This is a genomic window from Solibacillus sp. CAU 1738 (genome assembly GCF_039888725.1).
In the GTDB taxonomy this organism is placed as follows: domain Bacteria; phylum Bacillota; class Bacilli; order Bacillales_A; family Planococcaceae; genus Metasolibacillus.
Genome location: NZ_JBDQQN010000005.1, coordinates 81,731 through 107,299 on the forward strand (window position 1 = coordinate 81,731; position 25,569 = coordinate 107,299).

29 protein-coding genes, 1 pseudogene and 2 riboswitches are annotated in these 25,569 nt (G+C 34.4%); of the genes and pseudogenes, 25 read left to right on the plus strand and 5 right to left on the minus strand.

The window, feature by feature from the left end; genetic code table 11:
• The first annotated feature begins 2 nt into the window (after positions 1–2).
• The 3 genes from AAFN87_RS14840 to AAFN87_RS14850 are packed head-to-tail and all read left to right on the plus strand — an operon-like array spanning position 3 to position 2,496.
• A complete protein-coding gene (locus AAFN87_RS14840) occupies positions 3–734 on the plus strand; it encodes an ABC transporter ATP-binding protein (RefSeq protein ID WP_347791850.1) in 732 nt (243 codons plus the stop codon).
• Positions 721–1,485 carry an ABC transporter permease gene (locus tag AAFN87_RS14845; RefSeq protein ID WP_347791851.1) on the plus strand — a complete coding sequence of 255 codons (765 nt, stop codon included), beginning with the start codon at positions 721–723 and terminating at the stop codon, positions 1,483–1,485. The genes AAFN87_RS14840 and AAFN87_RS14845 overlap by 14 nt, the downstream gene beginning before the upstream one ends.
• 18 nt (positions 1,486–1,503) lie before the next feature.
• The gene (locus tag AAFN87_RS14850; RefSeq protein ID WP_347791852.1) at positions 1,504–2,496 is read left to right on the plus strand and encodes an ABC transporter substrate-binding protein; all 993 of its coding nucleotides are present in this window, start codon (positions 1,504–1,506) and stop codon (positions 2,494–2,496) included.
• A gap of 256 nt (positions 2,497–2,752) precedes the next feature.
• On the opposite strand, the gene AAFN87_RS14855 is transcribed toward AAFN87_RS14850, so the two are convergent.
• Together AAFN87_RS14855 and AAFN87_RS14860 are read right to left on the minus strand one after the other, a co-directional pair.
• The gene (locus tag AAFN87_RS14855) at positions 2,753–3,652 is read right to left on the minus strand and encodes a hypothetical protein (RefSeq protein WP_347791853.1); all 900 of its coding nucleotides are present in this window, start codon (positions 3,650–3,652) and stop codon (positions 2,753–2,755) included.
• Positions 3,639–4,142, minus strand: a complete 504-nt coding sequence (locus AAFN87_RS14860) for a sigma-70 family RNA polymerase sigma factor (protein WP_347791854.1) — start codon at positions 4,140–4,142, stop codon at positions 3,639–3,641. The genes AAFN87_RS14855 and AAFN87_RS14860 overlap by 14 nt, the downstream gene beginning before the upstream one ends.
• Before the next feature lie 219 nt (positions 4,143–4,361).
• On the opposite strand from AAFN87_RS14860, the gene AAFN87_RS14865 reads away from it, so the two are divergent.
• The 9 genes from AAFN87_RS14865 (at position 4,362) to AAFN87_RS14905 (ending at position 12,125) form a co-directional block, all read left to right on the plus strand.
• Positions 4,362–5,360, plus strand: coding sequence for a hypothetical protein (locus AAFN87_RS14865; protein ID WP_347791855.1), 999 nt, complete (start codon positions 4,362–4,364; stop codon positions 5,358–5,360).
• 655 nt (positions 5,361–6,015) lie between these two features.
• Positions 6,016–6,519 carry a hypothetical protein gene (locus AAFN87_RS14870; RefSeq protein ID WP_347791856.1) on the plus strand — a complete coding sequence of 168 codons (504 nt, stop codon included), beginning with the start codon at positions 6,016–6,018 and terminating at the stop codon, positions 6,517–6,519.
• A gap of 136 nt (positions 6,520–6,655) precedes the next feature.
• Positions 6,656–7,126 (plus strand): dihydrofolate reductase, encoded by a 471-nt coding sequence (locus AAFN87_RS14875; protein ID WP_347791857.1) that lies wholly within the window; start codon positions 6,656–6,658, stop codon positions 7,124–7,126.
• A gap of 483 nt (positions 7,127–7,609) precedes the next feature.
• Positions 7,610–8,386, plus strand: a complete 777-nt coding sequence (locus AAFN87_RS14880) for a hypothetical protein (RefSeq protein ID WP_347791858.1) — start codon at positions 7,610–7,612, stop codon at positions 8,384–8,386.
• A complete protein-coding gene (locus tag AAFN87_RS14885; RefSeq protein WP_347791859.1) occupies positions 8,383–8,739 on the plus strand; it encodes a GntR family transcriptional regulator in 357 nt (118 codons plus the stop codon). Before AAFN87_RS14880 ends, AAFN87_RS14885 begins: the two co-directional genes overlap by 4 nt.
• 5 nt (positions 8,740–8,744) lie before the next feature.
• The gene (locus tag AAFN87_RS14890) at positions 8,745–9,446 is read left to right on the plus strand and encodes an ABC transporter ATP-binding protein (protein WP_347791860.1); all 702 of its coding nucleotides are present in this window, start codon (positions 8,745–8,747) and stop codon (positions 9,444–9,446) included.
• Positions 9,447–10,370 (plus strand): ABC transporter ATP-binding protein, encoded by a 924-nt coding sequence (locus AAFN87_RS14895; RefSeq protein WP_347791861.1) that lies wholly within the window; start codon positions 9,447–9,449, stop codon positions 10,368–10,370.
• Complete coding sequence (locus tag AAFN87_RS14900; protein ID WP_347791862.1) at positions 10,339–11,277, plus strand: ABC transporter permease subunit; 939 nt, start codon at positions 10,339–10,341, stop codon at positions 11,275–11,277. The genes AAFN87_RS14895 and AAFN87_RS14900 overlap by 32 nt, the downstream gene beginning before the upstream one ends.
• Before the next feature lie 311 nt (positions 11,278–11,588).
• Positions 11,589–12,125 carry an NADPH-dependent FMN reductase gene (locus AAFN87_RS14905; RefSeq protein WP_347791863.1) on the plus strand — a complete coding sequence of 179 codons (537 nt, stop codon included), beginning with the start codon at positions 11,589–11,591 and terminating at the stop codon, positions 12,123–12,125.
• Positions 12,126–12,158: 33 nt separating this feature from the next.
• Here AAFN87_RS14905 and AAFN87_RS14910 read toward each other — a convergent pair whose 3' ends face one another.
• Positions 12,159–12,731, minus strand: coding sequence for a YdcF family protein (locus tag AAFN87_RS14910; RefSeq protein ID WP_347791864.1), 573 nt, complete (start codon positions 12,729–12,731; stop codon positions 12,159–12,161).
• 152 nt (positions 12,732–12,883) lie between these two features.
• Positions 12,884–13,954, minus strand: a complete 1,071-nt coding sequence (locus AAFN87_RS14915) for a nucleotide kinase (RefSeq protein ID WP_347791865.1) — start codon at positions 13,952–13,954, stop codon at positions 12,884–12,886.
• A 299-nt stretch (positions 13,955–14,253) separates the two neighbouring features.
• Here AAFN87_RS14915 and AAFN87_RS14920 point away from each other — a divergent pair, with 299 nt between their 5' ends.
• The 3 genes from AAFN87_RS14920 (at position 14,254) to AAFN87_RS14930 (ending at position 16,186) form a co-directional block, all read left to right on the plus strand.
• Positions 14,254–14,832, plus strand: coding sequence for an NUDIX hydrolase (locus tag AAFN87_RS14920; protein ID WP_347792043.1), 579 nt, complete (start codon positions 14,254–14,256; stop codon positions 14,830–14,832).
• A 378-nt stretch (positions 14,833–15,210) separates the two neighbouring features.
• The gene (locus AAFN87_RS14925; RefSeq protein WP_347791866.1) at positions 15,211–15,615 is read left to right on the plus strand and encodes an SMI1/KNR4 family protein; all 405 of its coding nucleotides are present in this window, start codon (positions 15,211–15,213) and stop codon (positions 15,613–15,615) included.
• A 112-nt stretch (positions 15,616–15,727) separates the two neighbouring features.
• Positions 15,728–16,186, plus strand: coding sequence for a DUF2262 domain-containing protein (locus tag AAFN87_RS14930; protein ID WP_347791867.1), 459 nt, complete (start codon positions 15,728–15,730; stop codon positions 16,184–16,186).
• Between the two features lie 148 nt (positions 16,187–16,334).
• Here AAFN87_RS14930 and AAFN87_RS14935 read toward each other — a convergent pair.
• Positions 16,335–16,824: pseudogene (locus AAFN87_RS14935) on the minus strand (tyrosine-type recombinase/integrase).
• 156 nt (positions 16,825–16,980) lie between these two features.
• Between AAFN87_RS14935 and AAFN87_RS14940 the strand changes: the two are divergent.
• The 10 genes from AAFN87_RS14940 to AAFN87_RS14985 all read left to right on the plus strand — a co-directional run bounded on the left by AAFN87_RS14940 (position 16,981) and on the right by AAFN87_RS14985 (position 24,642).
• A complete protein-coding gene (locus tag AAFN87_RS14940; RefSeq protein WP_347791868.1) occupies positions 16,981–17,856 on the plus strand; it encodes a CPBP family intramembrane glutamic endopeptidase in 876 nt (291 codons plus the stop codon).
• 183 nt (positions 17,857–18,039) lie between these two features.
• Positions 18,040–18,312 carry a hypothetical protein gene (locus AAFN87_RS14945; protein WP_347791869.1) on the plus strand — a complete coding sequence of 91 codons (273 nt, stop codon included), beginning with the start codon at positions 18,040–18,042 and terminating at the stop codon, positions 18,310–18,312.
• Positions 18,313–18,475: 163 nt separating this feature from the next.
• Positions 18,476–18,763 carry a hypothetical protein gene (locus AAFN87_RS14950; RefSeq protein ID WP_347791870.1) on the plus strand — a complete coding sequence of 96 codons (288 nt, stop codon included), beginning with the start codon at positions 18,476–18,478 and terminating at the stop codon, positions 18,761–18,763.
• 165 nt (positions 18,764–18,928) lie between these two features.
• The gene (locus tag AAFN87_RS14955; protein WP_347791871.1) at positions 18,929–19,741 is read left to right on the plus strand and encodes an alpha/beta hydrolase family protein; all 813 of its coding nucleotides are present in this window, start codon (positions 18,929–18,931) and stop codon (positions 19,739–19,741) included.
• Positions 19,742–19,898: 157 nt separating this feature from the next.
• Positions 19,899–20,420, plus strand: coding sequence for a GNAT family N-acetyltransferase (locus AAFN87_RS14960; RefSeq protein WP_347791872.1), 522 nt, complete (start codon positions 19,899–19,901; stop codon positions 20,418–20,420).
• 130 nt (positions 20,421–20,550) lie between these two features.
• Positions 20,551–21,411, plus strand: coding sequence for a hypothetical protein (locus tag AAFN87_RS14965; RefSeq protein WP_347791873.1), 861 nt, complete (start codon positions 20,551–20,553; stop codon positions 21,409–21,411).
• 257 nt (positions 21,412–21,668) lie between these two features.
• Positions 21,669–22,316, plus strand: coding sequence for an HAD family hydrolase (locus AAFN87_RS14970; RefSeq protein WP_347792044.1), 648 nt, complete (start codon positions 21,669–21,671; stop codon positions 22,314–22,316).
• On the plus strand, positions 22,313–22,930 hold the full coding sequence (locus AAFN87_RS14975; RefSeq protein ID WP_347791874.1) for an NUDIX hydrolase: 618 nt from the start codon (positions 22,313–22,315) through the stop codon (positions 22,928–22,930). The genes AAFN87_RS14970 and AAFN87_RS14975 overlap by 4 nt, the downstream gene beginning before the upstream one ends.
• 222 nt (positions 22,931–23,152) lie before the next feature.
• Positions 23,153–23,821, plus strand: coding sequence for a DNA alkylation repair protein (locus AAFN87_RS14980; protein WP_347791875.1), 669 nt, complete (start codon positions 23,153–23,155; stop codon positions 23,819–23,821).
• A gap of 479 nt (positions 23,822–24,300) precedes the next feature.
• Positions 24,301–24,642, plus strand: a complete 342-nt coding sequence (locus AAFN87_RS14985; RefSeq protein WP_347792045.1) for a GNAT family N-acetyltransferase — start codon at positions 24,301–24,303, stop codon at positions 24,640–24,642.
• 501 nt (positions 24,643–25,143) lie between these two features.
• A riboswitch (TPP riboswitch) is annotated at positions 25,144–25,243 on the plus strand.
• A gap of 70 nt (positions 25,244–25,313) precedes the next feature.
• A riboswitch (TPP riboswitch) is annotated at positions 25,314–25,413 on the plus strand.
• The last annotated feature ends 156 nt before the right edge of the window (positions 25,414–25,569 follow it).

The window sequence follows — 25,569 nt, forward strand, 5'->3', positions numbered from 1 at the left end:
ATATGACACTCGAATTGAAAAATATATCATATTCCTATGAAGAACAGGCAGTGATTTCGAACCTTGATTTAGAAATTAAAACGGGCGAGTTCGTTTCATTAATAGGGAAGAGCGGTACGGGAAAGAGTACTATTTTGAAATTGATAACGGGGCTGTTACAGCAAGATGAAGGAGAAATTACCATCCATGGGCGTCCGATTCGACTAGGGGATGTTGGCTATATGCCTCAGCGTGATTTATTACTACCGTGGCGAACGGTTTTAGACAATATTATGCTGCCATCTGAAGTGAAAAAAGAACAACGCTATTCGAAGGAAGAGGCTAGGAAATGGCTTGAGCGTGCTGGGCTATTAGCATATGAAAATGCGCTTCCACAGCAATTATCTGGTGGGATGAGGCAAAGAGTGTCCTTTTTAAGGGCACTGTTAGTAGGTGCAGACGTACTATTACTAGATGAACCTTTTGGTGCGCTGGATGCTTTTACGAAAAAGGATATGCAAGCTTGGTTATTGTCAATTTGGCAGGAGCTGAATAAAACAGTGCTATTTATTACGCATGATTTAGACGAGGCTTGTTATTTAAGTGACCGGATTTTGCTGCTACATGCAGACAAAACACTGGAAGAGATTCCTGTCCATTTAAAACGTCCACGTCAACCGGACATGCTATATGAGATGGAATTTATTACTTTAAGAAAAAATGTAGAGAGAAAGATTGCTCATGAACACTATTAAAAATTGGTTTAAAACGTATTATTTATTTTTATTGTTTAGCTGCACAATTTTACTAGCTGTTGAGTGGGCGGTACGTGCTGAAATGATTCCGGCGTTTATTATTCCAGCTCCTACCGGTGTATTAATGCTCATCATTGATAATTGGCAGCCGCTTTTTTTAGAGCATCTTCCTGTTACATTATTAGAATTTTCGATAGGGTTTGTAGTTGCAGTAGTTGGCGGTGTTTTACTTGCGGTCAGTATGTTTTACTCCAAAACGGTAGAAAAAATGCTTTATCCCGCTGTTCTCATTTCACAAATGATTCCGATCATTGCATTATCGCCAATTTTTATACTGTGGTTTGGTTATGAAATTTGGAGTAAGGTTGCGGTTACTATTTTGATTTCCTTTTTTCCAATTGTAGTTGGCACTTATGATGGCTTGAAGGCAACGGATCGGGAGTATATTGATTTATTTCGTTCAATGGGTGCTACTCGTTGGCATATTTTTTGTAAATTACAAATTCCAATGGCACTGCCGTCATTTTTTTCTGCATTAAAACTAGCGATTGTTTACGCTTTAGTAGGGGCTACAATTGGGGAATGGCTCGGAGCGAGTGAAGGACTTGGCTATTATAGTAGAAGAATGTCAGGAAATTTGAATGCAGAAGGTGTATTTGCAGCTATCGCCATTTTAACTGTATTAGGAATCGTGCTATTTACGATTGTTACGATGATTGAAACACGTGTATTACGATGGAAAAACAAGTAGAGGGAGTATTTTTACTATATGAAGAAACTTTATGTATTAACATTATTGCTAGCAAGTTTCGCAATGTTCTTGGCAGGCTGTTCTTATAAGGGTGATGCACAAGGAACGAATGATTTAGAAGAGATTAGTATTATGCTAGATTGGTACCCAAATGCCGTTCATTCCGCTATATATGTTGCAAAAGAAAAAGGCTATTTCGAAGATGCAGGTTTAGATGTGGAAATTATAATGCCAGCTGATACAAACGATCCTTTAAAGCTAGCGGCTACAGGGAAAGTAGATTTAGCAATTAGTTACCAATCACAGCTATTAGTTTCACGTGCTGAGGACATACCGGTTGTATCGGTCGCAGCACTAGTAAGACATTCACTAGATGCCATTATGTACAAAGAGGACAGTGGTATCCAGTCGCCAAAAGATTTAGAAGGAAAAAGGGTAGGTTATCCATCCACAACAGTTAGCGAAGCAGTTGTAGCTACAATGGTTGCTAATGATGGCGGTGATGTACAACAAGTGAAAATGACGGACGTTGGTTGGGACTTAATGCCATCATTAGCGACTGATCAAGTAGAGGCAGTTGTCGGGGCATATATTATTCATGAAATGGTTCTCCTTGAAAAAGAAGGATACAAAATCGATTTACTAAAATTGGATGATTACGGTGTTCCTGACGGCTATGAGTTAGTAGTTGTAACAGGAGAAAAAACGTTCGATAAGAAAAAAGAGCAAATCACAAAATTTTGGCAAGCTGTTACAAAAGGACATGAAGATGTGAAAAGTGATCCAGATGCAGGGCTGGAAGTGCTATTCAACCATGAAAATGATAGTTTCCCATTAGATATGGCTGTCGAAAAAGAAAGCTTGAACATTCTTTTACCATTAATGGATGATGGAGGCGTAAAGTTTGGTCGTCAGGAGCAAGAGTCATGGGAGAAAACAGCTGATTGGCTATATGAAACGGGTGTTATTAAGGTGAAGCTAGATGCATCTGAAGCATTTGTGAACTTATAACAATGAGTTAGTAAAAAAATAGCTATAAAATGCAATATAAAAAAACGGTAAATAAAGCTTTTGCTTTGTTTACCGTTTTTGGGGATTTTCAAACTATTTGGTCGGCTATATAAATAGATTTGTTATATATTTGAATTGATGATAAAGGTGATTGGAGTTGAGGGCAGACTCCTTCAGATGGAAAAGCAATCATTTTTAGCAAAGCTAGAGTAGGGTCATAAACCATAACTAACACAATATTTATGGGTTAAATTACTTAACGTCTCCCTTGTTGAAAGTATTCAAAGCCATAGTTATCGACTAATATACGATCCCCTTTTCTCGTAAAGACGATTTCAAACCCATCTGCTTTTAATAACATCTCTCCGTTCTTTCTATATATCAGTCGAGGATGATGGAATTCTTGATCCGTAAAATTATCTTGATCAATCCCTTTTAAGTATTGATCAATAGCTGTTCCAATTTTATTATATAATGAAAAATTAAATGTAAGATGGCCAAACAGAATCAATGTCCCTTGTTCTGTTATGAACAGCTGCTGTGAATGCCTATTTTGATATGGTCCAGAGCCAAAAATAGCTTGCGCCTGTGCAATTTCAATATCAAATTGATCATATTCAAAAAACGGATGAGCAGAAAATTGTTCGTATATTTTCCCATCTATTATTTGAAAGTAGGTTGCAAATTCACTGCGTTTTTTTCCATCCTTATTATACATAACAAATTTCAACCATATGATGTTGTCGAGTTCAGTAATAAATTCTGTTTTTGAAAAATCTGTATATTCATATCGACTATATAGCTCATCTAAATATAGATTATATACCCAATCTAAAGTAAGACTATTAGAGTTGTATGCAATAAGGTCAAGCGTTTCCCTATCCTGAGTTTTTATTGCTTCAAAATACTGGTTAAATAGTTCACCGTTTTCACCAAGCTTTTGTGTTGTCGTTGCAGGCAATATCCCTGTATCGTTCGGTCCTAGTGTCATCATAAATAGCATAACTGCAATAGTAACACAGCCTAGCAATGCATAGACGGGAGTAGTCTTTCGCTTAGGTTTGTTAATTGGTTCAGACATTTTTCTTGCTAGGTCATGCGTCATCCAGCGTTCTTTACCAATTACTTCATTCATACTCTTCTTAAAATGCTCCATCAAAGTCTTCCTCCTTTAGTACAGATTTGAGTTTTTCACGAGCACGCATTAGTCTAGTACGAACAGTTGCAGGTGAACAATTAAATAAATTCCCAATATCCTCTGATGAATAATCTAAGTAATAAGTTAATACAATCACTTCACGATATTTGAGTGGTAGGTCTAATACAGCTTGTGCGAGTTGTTGAGATTCAAATGTTGTCACGGCATTATACTCACTGGATCCCCTAAATAAACGATGTATTTTTTCACCCATTACCGTATTTTTATAATGCCAGCTTCGTAAATAATCGTAACTTCGATTAATTGTCATGCGATATAAATATGTGCGATATGTGGCATCACCACGAAATGAAGCTTGTTTTTCAAAAGCTTTCAGTAGCACGTCCTGGACTATGTCTTCCGAGACTTGCTTATTTTTGACATATGTATAAGCGAGTCTAAGTAATTCCTCACCGTGCTCATAAATAAACTTTTCGAGCTGTGTCATAAAGCACCTCCCTATATGATTAAACGTTAGACGGAACAATCTTATTATCTGTTTCAAAAATAAGGGAAAATTTTTTTCCTGAAGATTTGAAAAAGCTCTAATATCCCTTAAAGATACTAGAGCTTATTTGTCATTACTTATTAAGGGTAGTATACTATTTTAAAAATAGGAGTTACATTCTTTATTGTAAAATTATATAAAATTAGGTAGGTGCAACTTATGGAGAATTCTACGCCGAGTAATAAAAAAGATACAGATCAGGGAAATACAAACAAACAAAAAAGAACTAAAAAGCCTTACATAATGCTACTTATTGCTGCTGTAATGATGTTAATTATCATAGGGGCAATCATTTTATCACCCAAATTAATAAAAACAGAGGAGCTGCAATCACAACCAGTAGTAGCAGAACCTGTTACATTTCGTAACTTCGATCAACTTACGCTAAATATTACAAAATACGAAATGTTTTATCGTGGGTATGCAATGGAATCAAAAGAAGCTGTTGAGTTTCATAGTTTGGTTGAAACGATTGAGAAATATGCGCTTTTCCATTATTTGGAGAAGCATGATTACAAATGGGATGAAGAAAAACGTAATTTTTATAAAGAACTTGTAAAAATGGAACTTGAGGATGGAATGGAGGATGTAAATATAAAAGCATACTATGAAAACATGTTCAAGCAATTAAAAATTACTGAGGAAGAATATATTGAAAATTATTTATTAATAAATCGAGAGTATGAAATACTTCATCAAGACATATTTAATAAAGGAATCGGATTGGATGAAACAGGAGCGTATCCAAGTGGTGAAGCGGAAAAAGAATATCAGCAACTTGTAGGAATTACAGAAGATTATTTGAATGAACTGGCGGAATCTATACCCGAACGACTAGAACCAATGGAACCTCAGCCGAACTTGCCATTCCTTTCAAAAAATGAATATTTAAAAGTGACTACGAACGAGCAAGGGGAATATATTTTCGTAGATCCGTATTTAATTTTAATAGAAGAACCATATAGATCTTTTTTATTTGATTTAAAATATATTGTAAAAGAAGATTTAACTCGTGTTTCTTTAAAGCATTATCAGGATGCGGCACAGTCATACGAAAGTGATGATCCAGAGCAGATGGAGATAGCACAAGATTTAATTACGATATTTGAAATATTAGAACGGTCTATTGATATGGAATATGAAGTAACTGTTGATTAAGTTCGATAATTTTAAAAAATCTATTCAAGATTTTACTATTTGAATAGATTTTTTTAGTTCTAATTTTCATGGCAATACGCCAGTAAAAATTGGATGAGTGTCAAACTTTTGTGGGGTAGTTCATTTAGAGAATGTTTCTATTTAATCACCATTTATAGTAAGTTGAAATACCGAGAAAACAAACCACAAAAATAGCAAAAGATGAGCAGCTAAATTAAACTGTATAACAGATTTATTAAAATGCATCTGTTTGAAAAACTTATAAATATACAATAAGATAATGCATTGGATAAAAAACATGATGCTAGTATGTGCAATAAATAGTTTAATTTCTTTCGAAAGAGTGATCAAATAGCCTTTTCTTTCGTTCATGTTCATTCTATGTATGGAAACGACAATGCTTGAAATTTGAGTGACTAACCAAATGAAGCCTATATTTAAAATAAAAAATAACAACGCATATGAAAACTTTGCTGAATTGTTACGTCTATACAATGTTTTCACTCCTTAGTTAATGTAATACATCTCATTTAACTAATATATTCCTCGTTTAAGACAAATAATCTGAAAAACTTTTGGAAACTTTCAAATGTAATCGCATATATTAACTTATTAATAGAAGGTTAATATATTGAATCAAAGAAGGTGGCGAAAAGTGGACAAATTGTTTAATAAGAGGAATATGATAATTGTAGTTGTTGTCATAATGTTCACAAGTTTGAATTTATATAAAGAAAAGCGAGATTTGAAAAAAGAAATTGGATTTCAGCATGAATTACTTGTAAAAGAAACACGATTATTAATCCAAAATACAATAGAAGCTAATTGGGATGTAAGGGAAGACAATCGACACTTGCTTAGTACAATGCCAATGCAATTAACGAATAAATCGCGAGCATTTGCAAGTATAGAAAATAAAGTAAGTAAAATTAGTTATTTATTAGATAAAATTGCAGCATTACAATACGATTTAATAAAAAATGGTTCATTATCACTCGAGCAGCGTGTTATATATAATAACTATTTAAAGACTGTTGATTGGATATTAATGGACTATTTATATGAGTTTGATCATAGGCCTTATAAATGGTATAAAAATTTCACGAAAGATGATTCAAAAGCGGTGGAGATTCTAGTTAACAGATGGCCGAAATTTTAATGAATAAGAGCGCTTCACTTAACATTGGACAACCTTTCTTATAAATGCTCTAAATCATTTACTGAAAAAGATTGGAAAAGAACTGTTATTGTTATACTATATGTATGAAATAAAACTCATGTAGTAGGAGGATTTTATGATTTCGTTAATTGTCGCACATGATATAAACCGTGTTATTGGGTATGAAAATGCTATGCCTTGGCATTTGCCAGGTGAATTGAAATATTTTAAAGAAATGACGATGGGAAAACCAATTATTATGGGGCGTAATACTTTCGAGTCAATCGGTAAAGCATTGCCAGGACGTCGAAATATCGTCATTACTCGTAATAAAGAATATGCAGCTGAAGGAATAGAAGTAGTAAATAGCCTAGAGGAAGCTCTTAATTTAGTGAAAGATGTTGAGGAAGTTATGATAATTGGTGGGCAGCAAATTTTCTCTCAAGCAATGGACATTGCTGACCGCCTTTACATTACTATTATCAATCACGAATTTAAAGGGGATACGTATTTTCCGCAGTATGAAGGCTGGCAATTAGTAAGCGAGAGCGAGCCGGTAATCGCACCGGATGGGTATACATTTACGTATTGTATTTATGAAAAATAATAATTCGAAAGGGTCCGTCTGAAAAAACATTTTGAGACAGACCCTTTGCGACGAGGATGGTGGCATTTTGATGCGACCACCGCAGAAGTAATATTTGAAAATGTATAATTATTAATGATTAAAGGGGGTGTCCAGAAAGCTTTTACTTTCTGGACACCCCGTTTTTTCTTTCTGATAAGTAGATGATCGGTTATGGTATTAAATAAAGTTATGAATTAGTAATTGCCTTACCCGGTTTTGGCGAAAGAAATGAAATGTACAAAATCAGTAGCAAACCAGATAGATGAATAAAAGCACAGGAAATTAAAATTGAACAATGAAAAGCGCGTCCAAGCATCGAAGCTTGGGCGTTTTTTAGTAATAAATAGTGTATTTCCAAGCACAGCTAAAAATATATTTACAAAATTTATATAAATACCCATTTGCATTCCATTTAGTTATGGTGTAATATGTCACTAGTACACTATGGCGCAGGAGGGAATTATGGGCTCGTTTGAAGGATTATTGCGTAAAGAGTGGGTGCAGTATAGAAGCTGGCTATTACTATTATTGATAGCTGGACCACTTATATTAATTGGATTGCCATATGTTTGCACAGAGATGTTGGAAATTAATGTTGAAAAGGGTGAGCTTTCATTCATACTCATGTTTTTTGTATTAGCAATGGGTGGTTGGGTTACACTTATGCAACTTATTTCAAGCTTGCGCGCTGATATTCGAAGAAAGGAAATTTGGTTACATTCTACAGTATCGATGAACACATTAGTTGGTGTAAAAATGCTTTATACAATAATAACCTATTTAGTATTTACATTAATCATCTCAGCAGTCGGATTATATTTATCACAAGAAATATTAAAAGGAACCTTTTTGCAGTACGCAAATACTTGTGTACTAATGATTTTAATCGCAGTGCTTTTCTATTGTGCATTTATTGTTATCGCTCATCTTTGTTTTGTGTTCAACTTACAACTAAAACGTTACGTAGGTAAGTTTTCAATATTTATAACCGCTATAGCGATAATCGCAGGTATTATCCTTTTAGTGAAGTTGGTAGAAAATCCATTGTATATTTTATTACTAAAAAATAGCGAACTGTCGCTCGAATTTTTAGCAACCAATCTTCTAACAATAAATTCACCAGGATCAGGTATGACGTTTGGCTCCATATATATTGTGGAAGAGATTTTTTCATGGAGTTCTTTAATTTTAATGTTCATCGTAAGTAATAAGTGGCTAGAGAAGGTGGTGACGCGATGACAATGGACTTTTCACGCGACAAACCGATCTATAGCCAACTAGTTGATCGAATATGTGGTGATCTAATAAAGGGCAATGTTCAGCTAGGGGATAAATTGCCGTCTGTGCGTGAATATGCAATTGAGAGTGGTGTCAATGTCAATACAGTACAACGTGTATATAAGGAGCTTGAAGCGATGGATTTAACAGAAACTAGGCGCGGGCAAGGAACATTTATTACATCGGATGAAAAACGTATTATTGCATTGCGAGAAGAAATGATGTACCAACTTGCAGATAATTTTTTAACATCAATTGAAGCACTCGGTTTTTCGAAAGAGGAAATGGTCCATGTGCTGCAAAATAGGGGGTGAAGTAAGTGTTACAACTATCGGATGTCTCATTTCGTTATAACAACAAACCTTTACTAGAGAGCCTTTCTGTTGAGCTACCAATTGGACAAATTATTGGACTTGTTGGTGAAAATGGTAGTGGAAAATCAACATTGTTAAAACTAATTGCAGGTATTTTGCGACCAACTAATGGAGAAATTACAGTAAATGGGATGACCGTTACTAGAAGAAGTGCGGATCAAATTGCATATTTACCGGATACCGATTTATTTTATGAATTTTATACGGCAGAGGAAGTGTTCCGCTTTTACGAGTCGCAATTTCGAGACTTTTCTTACGATAAAGCTTGTATCATAGCGCAATATTTAGACATAGACAAAAACGTGAAGCTTAAAAATTTATCAAAAGGGAATCGAGGCCGTGTAAAAATGGCGGCAACTCTTGGTAGAGATGTGCCGTTCTATTTAATGGATGAACCATTTTCTGGGCTTGACCCTATGGTTAGAGAATCGCTTATTAAAGGATTAATTCGATTTACTGATGTTGAGACACAAACGATCTTACTGTCGACGCATGAAGTACATGAAGTAGAACCAATTCTAGATCAAATTCTTCTATTAAAAAGTGGCCGTATTTATGCACAGGAAGATGTTGAATCCATTCGCGATTTGCACAATCAAAATGCTGTGCAATGGATGAAATCAATTTACAATGAAAGGGTGAAATAAATGGAGCAAAAACCGATAGTACAGTTGCGAAATTTAACAAAAGTTATTCGCGGCAAAAAATTAATTGATAATCTTAATTTAGATTTATACCCAGGACAAATTACAGGATTTTTAGGACCAAATGGAGCAGGTAAAACGACAACGATTCGTATGATGACGGGTTTAATGCACCCAACTGATGGTGAAGTCATTATTGAAGGACAATCGCTCGATAAGCATTATGAGGAGGCGATTAGTAAAGTTGGAGTAATTGTAGAAAATCCAGAAATGTATAAATATATGTCGGGTTATAAAAATCTACTACACTTTGCTAGAATGCACGGCAATATTGATAAAACAAGAATTGATGAAGTTATTCGTCAAGTTGGCTTAGAAAAACGCATTCATGAAAAAGTTTCGACATATTCATTAGGGATGCGCCAGCGATTAGGATTAGCACAGTCATTATTGCACCGACCTAAATTCTTAATTTTAGATGAACCTACAAACGGGCTAGACCCTGCTGGTATTCGCGAATTCCGAACGTATCTACGAAAGATTGCTGCTGAGGACGGCGTATCTGTATTCGTATCGAGCCACATGTTATCTGAAATCGAGTTAATGTGTGATCGTATTGCTGTTATACAAAACGGTAAACTTATTGATATTCGTGAGATGCATAGTGAAGCTGAAACTGTGTATTACGTTGAAGCAACGCCACTAGCAAAAGTAGAGGAAATTGCACGTGCGATGAAATTTGATTTTTTAACACAGGATAAAGGGTTAGAACTTCAAGTAAATAAAGAAAGTGTACCAAGATTTGTTGCTGCACTTGTTGCAGAGGGCGTAGAGATTTTTGCGGTACAGCCACATCAAAAAACATTAGAAGATCAATTTTTAGAAATGACTGGAGGTGGGCAAATTGCTGAAGCTCATACAAAATGAATGGATGAAACTATGGCATCAAAAATCGACTTGGGTAATGCTCATTATTTTAATTGTAGTAATAATCGGTTTTGGAGGATTGAATAAGTACTATAGTAATACAGATGATAGAGATTGGCGTACAGTTGTTGAGGAAGAGCTAAAAATGGATAAAGAAAGCCTAGCTCAAGAAGACATTGACGCAGATTATGCATCGTATTTACAGGACAATATTGCGATTGCTGAATACCGTTTAGCAGAAAATATTGCGCCACAGAAAGGAGAATCTTTTGCTAGCTTTATGTCCTTCGGTGTGGATTTATTTATGTTCGTAACGCTGTTTACGGTCATTATTGCTGCTAGCATTGTATCTAGCGAATATTCAACCGGTACTATAAAAATGCTGCTAACACGTCCCGTATCACGCGCGAAAATATTAACATCAAAGCTACTTACTTCCTTTTTATATGGTTTCTTCTTAATTGCCGTTTCGCTAGCAATGACAGCGATTGTTGGGCTAGTATTATTCGGTCAAGAATCTGGTGTACAGCTAACAATGGTTGACGGTATCATTAAAGAAGTGGATACATGGGGTGACCTATTTGAAAAAGCCTATTTATCTTTAGGTAATTTTACGATGTCCATATTATTTGCCTTTTTAATTGGTTCAGTATTCCGTTCGAGTGCATTAGCCATTGGTTTAACAATGTTCTTATCGTTTAGTGGGTCATTAGTAGTTATGCTATTAAGTAAATATTGGTTTGCTAAATACATTTGGCTCGCTCACGATTTAATACAGTACCAAACAGGTTACTTTATGATTGAAGGAATAACGATGCCGTTTTCATTAGCGATCCTTGCTGTGTACGCTATCATTTTCTTAATTATTAGTTACTGGTCATTTATGAAACGTGATGTAACAGCGTAATAATAGACGAAAAATGTATAAAAGCTATATTGTGAAATAACAGCTCTAGAAACAAAAACGTAAAAATGTTTTTAATAAAACATTATTACGTTTTTTTATTTTTGGAGAACAATTCTGCGGTAATTTTCTTGAATCGGCTATTCTTCGTTAATATATATTCATGTTTATTTACTTTGAAGTCGAGATTGTTGCATTTCTCAAATCCGAGGCGTACAGTATATTTTGTAAGTTTCCCCAATGATTTTAATGTTTAGTGAAATTTTTTGAGGGATTATTTTATTTAGAGATTCAGAAATGGAGGCTTTACTAGTATGAAAGTAGTTGCAATTGTAGGTAGTTTACGCGAGGGCTCATTAAATATGAAGCTGGCAAAATTCGTTCAACAGCGTTATGAGGAGAAATTTGAACTTGAAATTTTAAGATTAAATGAAATTCCGATGTATAACCAAGATGACGAAAATAATCCACCACACTCAGTTCAAGATTTTAAAGCAAAAGTTAAAGCTGCAGATGCGGTGCTTTGGGTAACGCCAGAATACAACGCTTCCATTCCAGGTGTATTAGGGAATGCGATTGATTGGTTATCACGTGTTGATAAAGTAATGATTGGTAAACCGTCATTCATTATGGGTGCTTCAATGGGGAATTTAGGTACTGTAAAGGCACAAATGCATTTACGTGACATTTTATTCGCCGCTGGGTTAGGCTCACCAGTTTTACAGGGGAATGAAGTATATGTTGGCGCAGCTCATACGAAATTTGATGAAGCAGGCAACTTAACTGATGAAAGTACTGTGAAATTTTTAGATACAGTTATCGACAACTTTATAAACTGGATGCAAAAATAAAAAAACGCTCTGGGCGATTTTGCTCAGAGCATTTTATTTTCCTACTACATACGTTTTTAATAATGCAAGCCTCTCTCGAAATCTTGATTTAGCTTCCACTACTTTCGGTGTAGGGGCAGCAAGTAAATCAACCTCATAACCGACAACTTGGGCTAAATATTTAGCGCGTCGTAAATGGAAATCATTTGATACAACTGTTAATGTCGTAACTTCTTCAGGCAATAGTGCTTTTGAATAAAGGAAGTTTTCATATGTAGAAGTAGATTCTTCTTCAAGTAAAATACGGGATGCATTAATGCCTCGATCGATTAAATATTTAGCCATAACAGATGCCTCAGTTGCAGGCTCATCACTTCCTTGCCCACCTGACACAATAACTTGAACATGTTCGTACTGTTGTAAATAATCTACAGCGACATCTAAGCGATTTTGTAAGGAAAGAGAAGGGGCCCCATTCGGCTTTACTTTTGCGCCGAGAATTATCATATAGTCATTAGTACCATCGGCAACCGGTGTTGTTCCTTTGTCAATTTCAGTACCAAGCCACCAGTAACCACCACCTGCTAGTAGTACGAAAGCTGTAATCGCACCTATCCACTTTTCCATATCATCACCTCATATAAAGTATAACGAAACAAGCGATTAAAAGATGCGTGTTTATTGTTAAATTTGGTAGCCTTTGGGGGAATGGCTAATGCACTAATAAATTCGAAATAGCTTATATGAATAGGAGATGTATCTGAATATAAAGGGAAATATTATATTAACTCAAACAATTTCGCTGTCTGTTTGTCAAATTCATCTATAATAATTGCATCATCTATCAATTCTCGCACTTTTCGTTCTTCCTCTGCATATAGATTTGCACAACGAGTCGCTTCAGCCATTGCAGCTTTATATTGTGAGACTATTTTCTTAATATTTGTTTCTTCTACTTCTGTCGGCTGGCAGTGTTGAGCCATGTTGAAAATTACATCACCTGGACGGTTTTCATCAGGGGAGTAGACGTGTGGCTCGGTACTATCAAAAATACAAAAATTCAATTCAGGTAAAATGACCATATCAACTGAATTGGAATCTAACCCACACCATACTAACTGCACATCGAATCCACGATTTAATGCCTCATCTGCAAGTTTTTTCATCATGGAAGACTTACCTGTACCCGGATACCCTTTAATAAACAATCTTTTTTCTAGATTTTGAGTGATGCTTTCGAGTGTATCACGAGCTCCTGCAGGCGTTAATGTTCCAAGAAGACGATGTGTTAATTTAGATGATTGCTTTAGTTTTTTCTCTCCTATAATATTTTTTACTAATTCTGCATATTGATTATCCAAACCTTTCCAATTCATCTGTTTTCTCGTTTCAACTTCCCAATCATCATGGATGTGAATCGCATTTGACAGTGCTGTGAAACAATGTTCGAAGTATGTTTGTTTTTTTTCAGTAAACGAGAATAGTTCAATATTAGAGTAAAGTTTTTCCTCATCAACACAATCATAAAGGGATATTACATGATCTCGTGTATCTAGAAAAACTGGTTCGATTGAAGGGTTTGTTGCTTGAAGGAATAATATATCGTGAGGAGCTTTAATAAAAATCCCTTCAATTGTATTCTCAAATAGGGGATCATGGAAAAATTCGATTTCGGCTCCTTTGTCAAAGTAGTACGAACCTAGTTTTTTTAAAAGTTCTGAAACTTTAAAACCATGTGCACCTTTAAGAAGATATACAGCTTTTGCTTCGTTCATTATGTCTTTATACACATTTTTCATACCTTGCCCAGTCATTGCTTGCCCAAAGAAATGTGTGATAGTACTGTTCAAAATGTCATCCTTCCATAAGCTTATTACCATTATTTTTATGATAAAAGCTTCGAAAAGGTGCCATGCATTAGGAAATGTAACTATTCAAATGATACGGATGCATATTTGCTTGTAAAGCCGTGAGATAAATGTAGCTTTATAAACATGATTGATCTTTTGTAAAAAACCTCTATAAATTTCTAAAGTGAGATGATTTTTTGTTGGATATTTATGTTAATGTTATTTAAATATTGTGAGATAATGTGCTTAAATTAATGAAGCAGGTTTAGACGAAGAATAAAATTGGGACAAGGAGGTTAATTATGTTAATTCCTAATAATGTACGAACTTCTGGTGCTTATGTTTTATATAAAGGATTATTTGTATTTCAAGTTGGTCCAACAAAAGAAGGTGACAAACTTGGAGTGGTCAGATTAGGAGGGCATAGAGAAGGTAATGAAACAGCGTTGGATACAGCTAAACGTGAAGTTTTTGAAGAAGCTCAAGTAGAAATTGTTCCCTTTAATCCCAATACAACATTTTACCTAAGTGAGTGGAACGAGGAACCTATTAAAGTTAATATAGATGAACCCGTTGTACCTATTCTAATAAAGGGCAATGAAGAATCTTCTTATTCAATAATGTATCTATCTAATACATTAACTCTGCCAGCCCCATCTTCCGAATCAAAAGGATTATTATTGCTTACCCCAGAGAATGTACAACTTATCTGCCGAAAGAAAATAACTTTAAGTGATTATCAAAAGATGGATGGAGTTTCTATATTAAAAACAGAAATAGATATGAATTTAAACTTACAACCATTTCCTCAATTATTATTTCTTTCACGATTACTAAATGAAGAAACCAAGCTAATGGAGCGCTTTATTAATACATAATAAAACTACCGCAGATGTGATAGGTGAAATTAATTTATAAATAACTTTTGAAATATTGTATCTCAATCAGAGAGCTTTACTTGAAGAATAATGAGCTGCTTAGAGAGCTCTTTTTTTATTGTGCTAACGGCGCAGTTTAGTTTAATAATCGTATTCAGCTTTGTTCAACAATCGGGCCATATAATTGAACAATATCTTTTTTAAAAATATGGATATTTATGTTAAAATTAAATGAGTTTGTGAAGAAATGTACTTAAACTAACCGGGCAGTTTAGTTTAATAAGAAAAACAAATAAAGTGATTGAAGTATACTTACTAATATGGAAAATATTAGTTTGGATATTTATGGTACTATTGAAATGGGGTGGGAAGTGAATTATGGGGTCATATAAAGAAATTCTCGAAAAAATAGCTCAAGCGTCTATCGAAAATAGATTTGAGAAATTGTCAAAATCAAAAGTAGATGAAGACTTAATATTTGGTGATATTCCACAGGATTATAGAGACTTTCTAATAGAAGTAGGATTTGGATCTGTAGCTGATGGATATTTTATGTTTTACGAGGGGTTAATTGAAGCTGATGAAATATACGATGCAGTTGTTAACCCAGAAATAAAAAAGGTTTTATTATTTGGAGACAACTTTTCTGGTGATGCAACTGGATTTTTACCAACTGAGAATTGGTCAATTGTTGAGATTTGGCACGAGGATTTATCAATTGTAACAAGAGAAGAAGAAACATTTTTCGAATTCGTAAGAAAGGTTTTTTTAAATGATATGTAGACTTTGCTTATAATACGAACGGGTGCTTCACTTCTTTATCAAAATCATATCAAAAGCTGATTAAGTTGATGTAATCAATGGAAGATTAATTTAATAGAAAGGTAATTAGAAGATGGAAAAATCAATAAAAAGTGAATTAATTGGCGTGTTTACCTTTAGTGAGGATTGTAAAGAATATCAGCAAAATGAGGGGAAAATACATTGGTCATTAGATATTAGAGGCGAATATATAGATATTAATAAGATGATTAAAAGAGCAGAAAAACTTTTTGTATGTATAGAAGAATTTGATAAAAAGGCTAAAGTAGCTATAGCAGAGAAATTAATTGATTACAAAAATGATTTTTGGCCTGAGTATGATGAGAATGATGAAAATTTAAATTGGGATGCCGTTGATGCAGGAGAATATAATGTAACTAAAGCAGAATTTGAAGAAGCAATTATTCTCTATGACATTAAAATTAGGGCCAATGATATATACTGCGAATATTATGATGGAGACTTGTTTGGTGGACACAGAATACATACCTATTTCGATAATGATTATAATTTATTAAGTGCAGATGTGTAGTTTTAATTAGATAAAAATTGCGGGAATAATACGAGATTGCGTAAATTCACTTCTAATCAATTATATAATAAATACTGTATCTTTATTAAACTAACGGGGGCTTTAGTAAAGTAGAGCAACGTCATTTAAGGCGATGCTCATTTTACATTTAAAAGTACTTTTGATAATACTCTTTTCGTAGTTTTCCGCTTAATTGAGCGTATTTACCTTGTGGTTTCACTTTTCTCATGCCCCATAAGACTTTGAATGACTTCAATAGGAGCACCATTATTCAACAAGTGAGTTGCATAGCTGTGTCTAAGTTGATGTATCGCATTTGAGCAACACTTGGGTATCCGTTTCCCTACCTTGGGTTCTTTAATTTTAGAAGTTGGATTCTTACTCAGGTAGCCTTCTTCATGAGACCAACGAAAAAACGATTTCATAAAGCGAATACGATGTGCAAGACGGTTTTAAATGCTTTCCGGATATAGCTAGATATTCCTTCAATTGATTTGTATCCAGCAATTCCATCTCTACATCCTTAAAATAACCAATTAGTAGCAAAGACTGTAACAGGTATGCCTTCAGTGTTTGCGGAGAAAAATCTCTATTCGTTTATCAGCTTCAAACAAAGTCCATGCTTTTGACAGTAACAATTCTATTCCCCCTAATAAAGTGATATTAATGGAATTATTACCAAGTTAATAGAATAATAGACGTATGGAATGTTTTTACTAACGCAGCATTTAGTGTAAGAAGGGTTTATTCAAATTCATATTGAATATCAATAATAGTTAGGAAGGGGATTAGACATGAATATTAAACGGGCTGTGCTCATTTTTATTATTTCTACTGTTTTACTGACGTTCTGTTTGGCAGCATTATTTCATTTTTTAGAGATGGATATGTTATCTCCATTCCTTATGTTGATTCCGCTAATCACGAGTGTTTTTATTCAAAAATTATTGTTAAAACAGTATATTTTTGGTTCAGGGGGTTTAGGTTTTCAGTTAGGTAAAAAAAAATTTTTATTACTGGCACCTTTGTTTAGCTTTCTGTTTATAGTCATTGTGTACGCTGTCTCATTTCTACTTAATCCAGACCTATTTTCAATTGAACAAGCCTATATAATGATACGGGATACGGTTACATATAATGAAAACTCTTCACTTTTCACGAATATTCTTTTAGCTGCACTTTTGCAATTACTATTAGCCCCTTTACTGAATATCTTTATTTTTATAGGAGAAGAACTCGGTTGGCGGGGATTCTTGTATCCGAATTTAATATCAATATATGGAAAAAAGGGACTTATTTTTGGCGGTTTAATATGGGGAGTATGGCATGCCCCTATGATTTACTTTTACGACCTAAATTTCGGGGAGAACCATCATTTAGGCTTGATTTTCATGACGATTTTTTGTGTTTTAGCTGGAATAATACTTCAGTACATTTATGAAAAAAGCAATTCGATATACTCGGTTGCATTAATGCACGGTATGCTAAATATATCAGGGACTTTTATTTTTTATTTTACAGTAACGAAAGAACATAGATACTTCATTGATGGAGGAACGGGAATTATTGGTCTCTTAATTTTACTAATAATTGCTTATTTTTGTTATCAAAGATTTCCAGTTAAACAAAAGAACAGCTTAAGTAAATCAAAACTAAACGACTTTAATTAAAATTCTTCGAGATAGTGTAAATATTACTCTAAAAAGGAAGGTTACTAAGGTAACTTTTTCTTGTTAAACTATCGTGGGCTTTAGCAGAAAAAGCTACCCAAAAGGCATTCTTTTCTGCTTGAACTAACGGGGCAGCTTAGTGAATAAGTGATATTATTGATTCAAAAGTAAAAGGATGTTTTTATGAATAAAATGAATTTAAAAGAGTTTTTTATGTTAATTTGTAGCGTATTATCTTTTTTTATGTTTTGTTTTTTAGTTTTATTAAATAGAATTGCTTTTATATTGGAAAATCCGAATTTTGTTTTTGAACAAGAAGAACCTATTAAAAAATGGCTAGAGATGAATAATGAATTAGTTAATTTCGTGACATTTGCTCCATTAGGACTTTCTATTATTTTTTTAGTTATTTATATATTATTTAAAGCGAAATTTATTGAGAAAAATGAGAAATAGAAAATGACTGAAAATCCTTATTCACTAACGGGGGCTTTAGTTCAATAACGATCTTCAACAATCGGGCGCTTTTATGAAATAAGGAAAGCGTCTTTCTTCATGAAAAGGGTTATTAGACGGGGGAATGCTTATTGCTAAAATGGAGGTAATTTAAAATAATTTAATGAAACATGGATTAATTGGGAGATACAAAAAGCGACACTTTAAAGGCTACTGCTTGTTTATTATTTTCACCTTGTTGTTAACAGGGTGCGCAAGTGTAGAAAAACCTGTAGAAAACGAAAAATCTCCATCTAATACGAAAATAACCATAGAGTCATACAACATGAGTGAAAAAGAAAGATTGCTCATTAGTAAAACAGGTGTGGAGCAAATTGAATTTTTCAAGCTGAATGGCACTTTGAAAGAAGATGATGATTTGCAATTTTCAGTGGAGGTTAGGGCCATATAGAAGGATACTTAAACTATTTAGGCAGGATAATTGAAGTACGTTGTTGAAGTGAACAGAAGTGAGTGGGATTTGAAAAAGAATGTATTTAAAGTAATAGAGGAGATACTTTTATAACAATGTTTCTGTTAAAAGGCTGATTATTGAAATAATAATGGGAGGTTACTTATGACAAAAATGATCTTAGAAACAAATATAGTAAATGATATACCAATTTTAAGTATTTATCAGGAGAAAATATATAATTGTCCTTTGGTATTTTTTATTCACGGTTATGGTGCGGATCGTGAACAAGCTATCGATTTTGGATATATGCTTGCAAAGAAAGGCTTTTATTACGTAAGTATGGATTGTAAAGGGCATGGGGAAAGAAAAGTTGAAAATGAGAGCAATAGATTCACTCAAGTTTTTCCACGAGATACCGGCTTAGATACATACGTCCATATGCACGAAGTTATTGAACAATCAGCAATCGATATACATAACTTAATTGAATACTTTAAGGGTATTGAGAGGATTGATGCAAATAAAATTGGATTATCTGGTTTTTCTATGGGAGGTTATGCGGCATTCTATATAGCGGCAAATAACCCCGATATAAAGGTTGCTATTCCTATAGCAGGTAAACCTTCATTTACAAAAGCCTGGCTGGATTCCATTACTTCAACCGCTGCCTATGAACAATGGAGTACACAGATTCATGATGCGGAGAAAGAAGTTGAAAAACGAACTGAGTACTTTCAACTACTAGACCCTTTCGAAAAGATGAGTGGTTTCTTTCCTAAGCCATTGCTAATTATTAATGGCGACCAGGACATTGATTCACCTTACTTTTATTCATTAGAACTCTACAAGAACTTATTACCGCTGTATTCTGAACAACCTGATAACTTTAAACTTAGCATGCCTTTCATTAATCATCAATTTAATTATGAGATGAAGCAAGAAGCGTGCGACTGGTTTGAAAAACATCTGGGATAATTCAGCGGTTTAGAAAATAACAATCTTCAACAATCGGGCACAATTCTTAAAGATGAATTGTGCCTTTTTCAGCAATAGGTCCTGGTATAAGCAAGAATCCAAATAAAAGGGTATGTTGGTTTTATGTAAACATAAAAAATTGAGTGGAGGATGTTACATGGATATATTGATTGAAAAATTACTTCCGAAAGATGCAATGGACTTGTATATGTTTGAACTTGAAAACAGGACTTTTTTTGAACAAATGGTACCGACCCGTGGAGACGATTATTACAAGCCTGAGATTTTTAAAAGAAGGCATGAATCATTACTAAAGGAACAGGCCGAGGGAGGTTCATATTACTATTTAATTAAAGATGAAAATAGTTCCATTCTCGGAAGAATGAATTTGGTTGATATTGATGGGTCTCAAAAAATAGGTCATCTAGGGTATAGAGTAGGACAACAGCATACTGGAAAAGGTGTTGCAAAAGAAGCACTGAAATTATTACTAGAAACAATAACAGTTCTTGATATAAAACAAATTAATGCGAAAACAACGACTAATAACATAGCATCTCAAAAAGTATTAGAGATAAACGGATTTGTGCAAACAGAATCTAATGATGAAGAATTTGAAATGAATGGTCAAAAGTTAAAGTTTGTAAATTATATATGGACCAATAAATTCTCGTCTTAGTTAAACAATCCGGCGCATGATTTGCTGAAACCGGGTATGTCAAAACAGGAAAGGTTGCTGAAAGAAAATGAAATCAATACTCAAAATACCCATGAACCCAATAGCCAACCTGCACGAAGAGCTGAAACACATGACGCCGCTTTCGATTGCACTTGGACATGAAAACGATGTATTCGTCCTGCTTGTGGAAGAGCAAGCTCCACTAATCAATGGTTGCTTCCCTGCAAGCGTTACGGAAAAAAGCTATAGATATCAAGTCATTCATCTGAAAGATGGACAGAAGAAAGTGCTGGATTTGCCGGAAGAGACATGGAATTATCATTACATACAGCCGATTGATGACGGACATATTCTACTTGTATGTGCACGGTCGTATTACCATGATGCACAAAATATTGAAGAAAACGCACGTGTCTATGATGAAAATGGGTGTTTCATCCGATCATTTTGTTTAGGAGATGGTATTGAGCATGTGTACGTAACAAAGAATCAAGAGATTTGGACAGGGTACTTTGATGAAGGCGTTTTCGGCAATTACGGCTGGAAGGAGCCGGTTGGCCGCAGCGGGCTAGTTGGCTGGGACGCGTCGGGTGGTAAGAAGGATTCGCTTGAAGAGGATAAGGAATATTTTATTTTTGAGTGTTTGGCGCTGAATGGTATAGCTGATGGAGGAATTTGGTTTTTCTTCAGCATTGATTCGAAGATTGGAGTACGGAGAGAGGGGCTCACATTGTATTATTCACCCGAAGATATTTATTTTCGGGCGTTTGCGGTGAACGGGGAGACGATAGTTGCACACCGAGGCAGAGGAGAACGTACACTATTTGAGTTACAACGTGAAGGTAATGAATATAAGACTGTCCGTAAAATCGAGCTGATGAAGCCGGATGGTAAGCCTGTCGAACCGCAATTAGTGAATAACCGTGAGAGCAAGTTGCTGTTTTTGGACGGAGATGAGCTGTATATGTATGAAGCCAAATCCGGTGCGTGACGATTGAATGGTAATGAATAAAGATTTAGTATCGCTCAGTAAAAGAGACGATTTATTGCATTGCTGAAAAACAGCAGTGCAACTATCTTGACTCTTCGCATTTGGTAGCTTTTTTTGTTCAACTAACACAGCATTTACTTAAAGAAGGAGGGTTTTATCGGAAAATGTAGAATTGTTTAGGAAACAGAAAAGATAATTGTTTAGACTATTAATGTATGCGTGAAGATTGCGGTCCTTATGCTAAACCAAAGGAGTTAATTATGAAAGCTGTAGTGTTTGATTTTGATGGAACATTGGCGAATACTTTACCAATTTGTTTTTATGCTTTTCAAACTGTATTTAAAGAATTTGATAAAAGGGAACTTACTACAAATGAAATTAAAGAAATGTTTGGTCCTTCTGAAACAGGTATTATTATAAATAATCTTTCAAATCCTAATAAGGAAGATGCAATTGAATATTTCTACAAAAAATATTCAGAATTACATAAAAGTTTGGTAGTAGACAATCCTGAAATCCTAGACTTATTGAAGTCGTTGAAAGAAGCAGAAATAAAAATAGGTATTTTTACAGGAAAGGCAAAAAGAAGTTTAGATATCTCTCTAAAAGCATTAGATATGGAAGGTTTGTTTGATGTCATAATAACTGGTGATGATGTTAAAAAACCTAAACCTGATCCAGAGGGTTTACTGAAAGCCTTGTCTCTTTTAAAAGTAGAGAATTCTGAGGCGATTTATATTGGAGATAGTGATGCGGATATTGTAGCTGGTGTACAAGCTAACGTTTATACAATCGGCGTACAGTGGTTACCCGAATACCAAACGTCTGAATTTAGTGAACAACCTGACTCAATCATAAAAAGTATAAAGGAATTCAAGAGCTCCTTTAAAGTAGGTGGTTTATGAGTCATCAATGGTTGGAGTGGGCAAAAAGAATACAAGCATTATCTCAGGCAGGATTAACATTTTCTAAAGACATCTATGATATCGAGCGTTATGAGGAATTACGTAAGATTAGTGTAGAGATTATGTCCGAATACACTGAACTTGAAATGAACAAAATTAAGAATTTGTTTGCGAATGAAGCTGGTTACCAAACTCCCAAAGTTGATGTTCGTGGTGTGGTTTTTAGAAACCAACAGATTTTAATGGTAAAAGAAAATATTGATGATAAATGGGCATTACCGGGTGGGTTTTGTGATATCGGATTATCCCCTTCAGAGAATGTAGTAAAGGAAATTAAAGAAGAATCTGGTTATGATGTACTCCCAATCAGATTACTTGCTTTATTGGATAATAATAAACACCCACATCCTCCAGAACCATATCATTACTATAAGATATTTATATTGTGTGAGATTATTGGAGGAGAAGCTACTGTAGGTATTGAAACGAATGAAATTCGATTTTTTTCAGAACACAATTTACCACAGCTTTCTACTAATAGAAATACCGAGTCTCAAATTAAGACACTCTTTGAGTTTTCGCGGACTCCTGCAAAGGAAACACTATTTGATTAAATTTACAATGTATTAAGTTATACAATAAACGGGTCATTTTGTTGAAGTGTTGTGGTAGTTTTTTGAGTAGATAATTTATTCTTGTGGGGATACCAGTGTAGCAAATACTTCTACTTTCATCTTTTTTACTGTTGGCAATTATAATCGTGAGTGGGTGTAATACTAAAGATGGTTGCTCTTCTATTATAGGTGGAGAAAGCTTTAATAAAGGAGTTGTATAAAATGAATGAAAATAAAGGTACAGAAATAAAACGCTCTTCAAAAGCAGAAAACATTCTACCTCAGATCAATAGTAAAATTAAGCTAGGCGACTTACGAAAAATTGCGAAGGACATTAAAAAAGATCACGAACTAGCAATGGAACTTTGGTCAACCGAAGAGTTTTTGCCCAGACTATTAGCAATCTTAATTATGGATAAAAAACTTCTTTCACAAGATGTGCTAAATAAGCTTGATAAGGATATACAGACTCACACTTTTGATGAGCGAAATAACTTAATGGATTGGCTAATGGCTAATCAGCTCACCAAAGACAAGAAGACAATTGCATTGATGGAGTCATGGGAAAATAGCCCTTCTGCTCTTCAAAGGCGAGCTTTCTGGTATTATCAAGGGCGATTGAGATGGACTGGACAAACACCGCCTGATAACACCGCAGACTTACTATCTAAATTAGAAGCTAATATTACGCAGGAAGAACCGGAAGTTCAATGGGCTATGAATTTCACCGCAGGCTGGATAGGCGTTTATGATGAAAAGAATCGTGCACGTTGTATTAAACTTGGTGAGAAAACGGGTCTTTACAAAGATGAAATAGTAGCAAAAGGATGTACTCCCAGCTATTTACCGGAGTTCATTACGATTGAAGTTAACAAACGACATAATAATTAGTTACCCTTGAAAAATTTATTAAGGTTTAATGCATAAAATAAACAAAGCCACAATATGAAAATTGTTATAGGCTTGGACCGGAAAAATAAAAAAAAACGCGTTATGGCAGCTAGTTAGTAAACTATGCAAGGAAGTTGTAAATGATTAACTCACTATCTCTTTTTGATTTGTAGTGCGATTATCATTAAAGTGAACAACTTTCCAGCTGCACAGTACAACGATTCTATTCAATAGAAAAAAGATTTTCCACAATCGGGTGCAATTCTTGAAAATGAATTGTGCCTTTTTCAACAATAGGCCCAGATTATTGATTCTTGTTAAATGTTACCAAACGACACTTTTGGACTTCATTTAACAACACAGGTTAGTGGATATAGATATCTTTGTATTGTGAAATTAAGTAAATTTTTTTGGAGGAACAAAACTTGAATATAGAAATATTAAGTTTTACTGATAGAACAATCAAAGCTGTTGATGTTATGAAGCTATATAATGATGCTGGTTGGTGGGAGGAAAGACAAGAACAAGATATTGAAAATATGTTAAGAGACGTACTATCAGTGGGTGCGTGGATAGGTGATACTCTTATTGGTTTCGCAAGAGCTGTTACAGATGGGAAATTTAGAGCGTATATAGAAGACGTTGTTATACATAGTTCGTACCATGCAGAAGGTATAGGAACAAAACTGGTATCAAAGCTGTTAGATGAGCTTTCGCATATTGATGTTATAAGTTTGTTTTGTGAGGAATACTTAATACCTTTTTATGAAAAAAACAATTTTAGATACAGCAAATCACAATTTATAATGCATAGAAAATAATCTTGCCACATATATTACTTATTTTGGTTGAACTAATGGGGGCTATAAATCTAAAGACTAATATTTTATTCAGTGATATTCAAAATAACATTCCCAAATGAAAGTTAGGGAGTAAAACACTTCATTCAATTTAATAGGGTGTTTGTTTTTTGCTGTTTATAATCAGTAGGTTCCAACACCAATGCTTTGAGAAGGTTATAATTCAAGCATTACAGAAACTAACAAAGCAGTTCAGTGGATAACTCATGCATCATACGTAACTACAAGAGCAAGATAAATCACTCAGCGACAGAAGCTCTTTCACCGCACTAAATCTTTTAACCTAAAGATCTGATGGGAATTTTTTATTTAATGCCCTCCAATTCTTATTATCTGGGGACTTTTATGTGATGGATTGTAATTTAATGAAGAATAATTTGTAAAGTGAATAAATGCAAATTAGCAAACTAATGATTTATTGTTGTAAAACAAATAGAAATGATGTTAGGATATGGGTAATTAAAATATTTGCAGGGGGACGCGAAAAGCGTTGAGAAGGTAAAACCTGACCCTTAGAACCTGTTCAGTTAACACTGGCGGAGGGAGCAAAGTACATAGCGAGTGACACAATTCGCATTTTTTTGTACATGAGCTCTCCTTATTTAGAGAGCTTTTTAATTTCCACGGAAATATTTTAATTGCGGGGGGACGCTATAGCGTTGAGAAGGTTAAAACCTGACCCTTAGAACCTGTTCAGTTAATACTGGCGTAGGGAGCAATTTGTAAGACGCTTCTTTGCATACGCAAATGAAGTGTTTTTTTTGTTCTCATGCCTACTACACAAGGAGGAAGAAAGATGACATTTTGTGAAGAGGTAAGAAGAGAAATAAGTTTATATAGGAAAAGCAGTTTTAAGGATATACCTTGGACAATTGAAATCATGGTGAA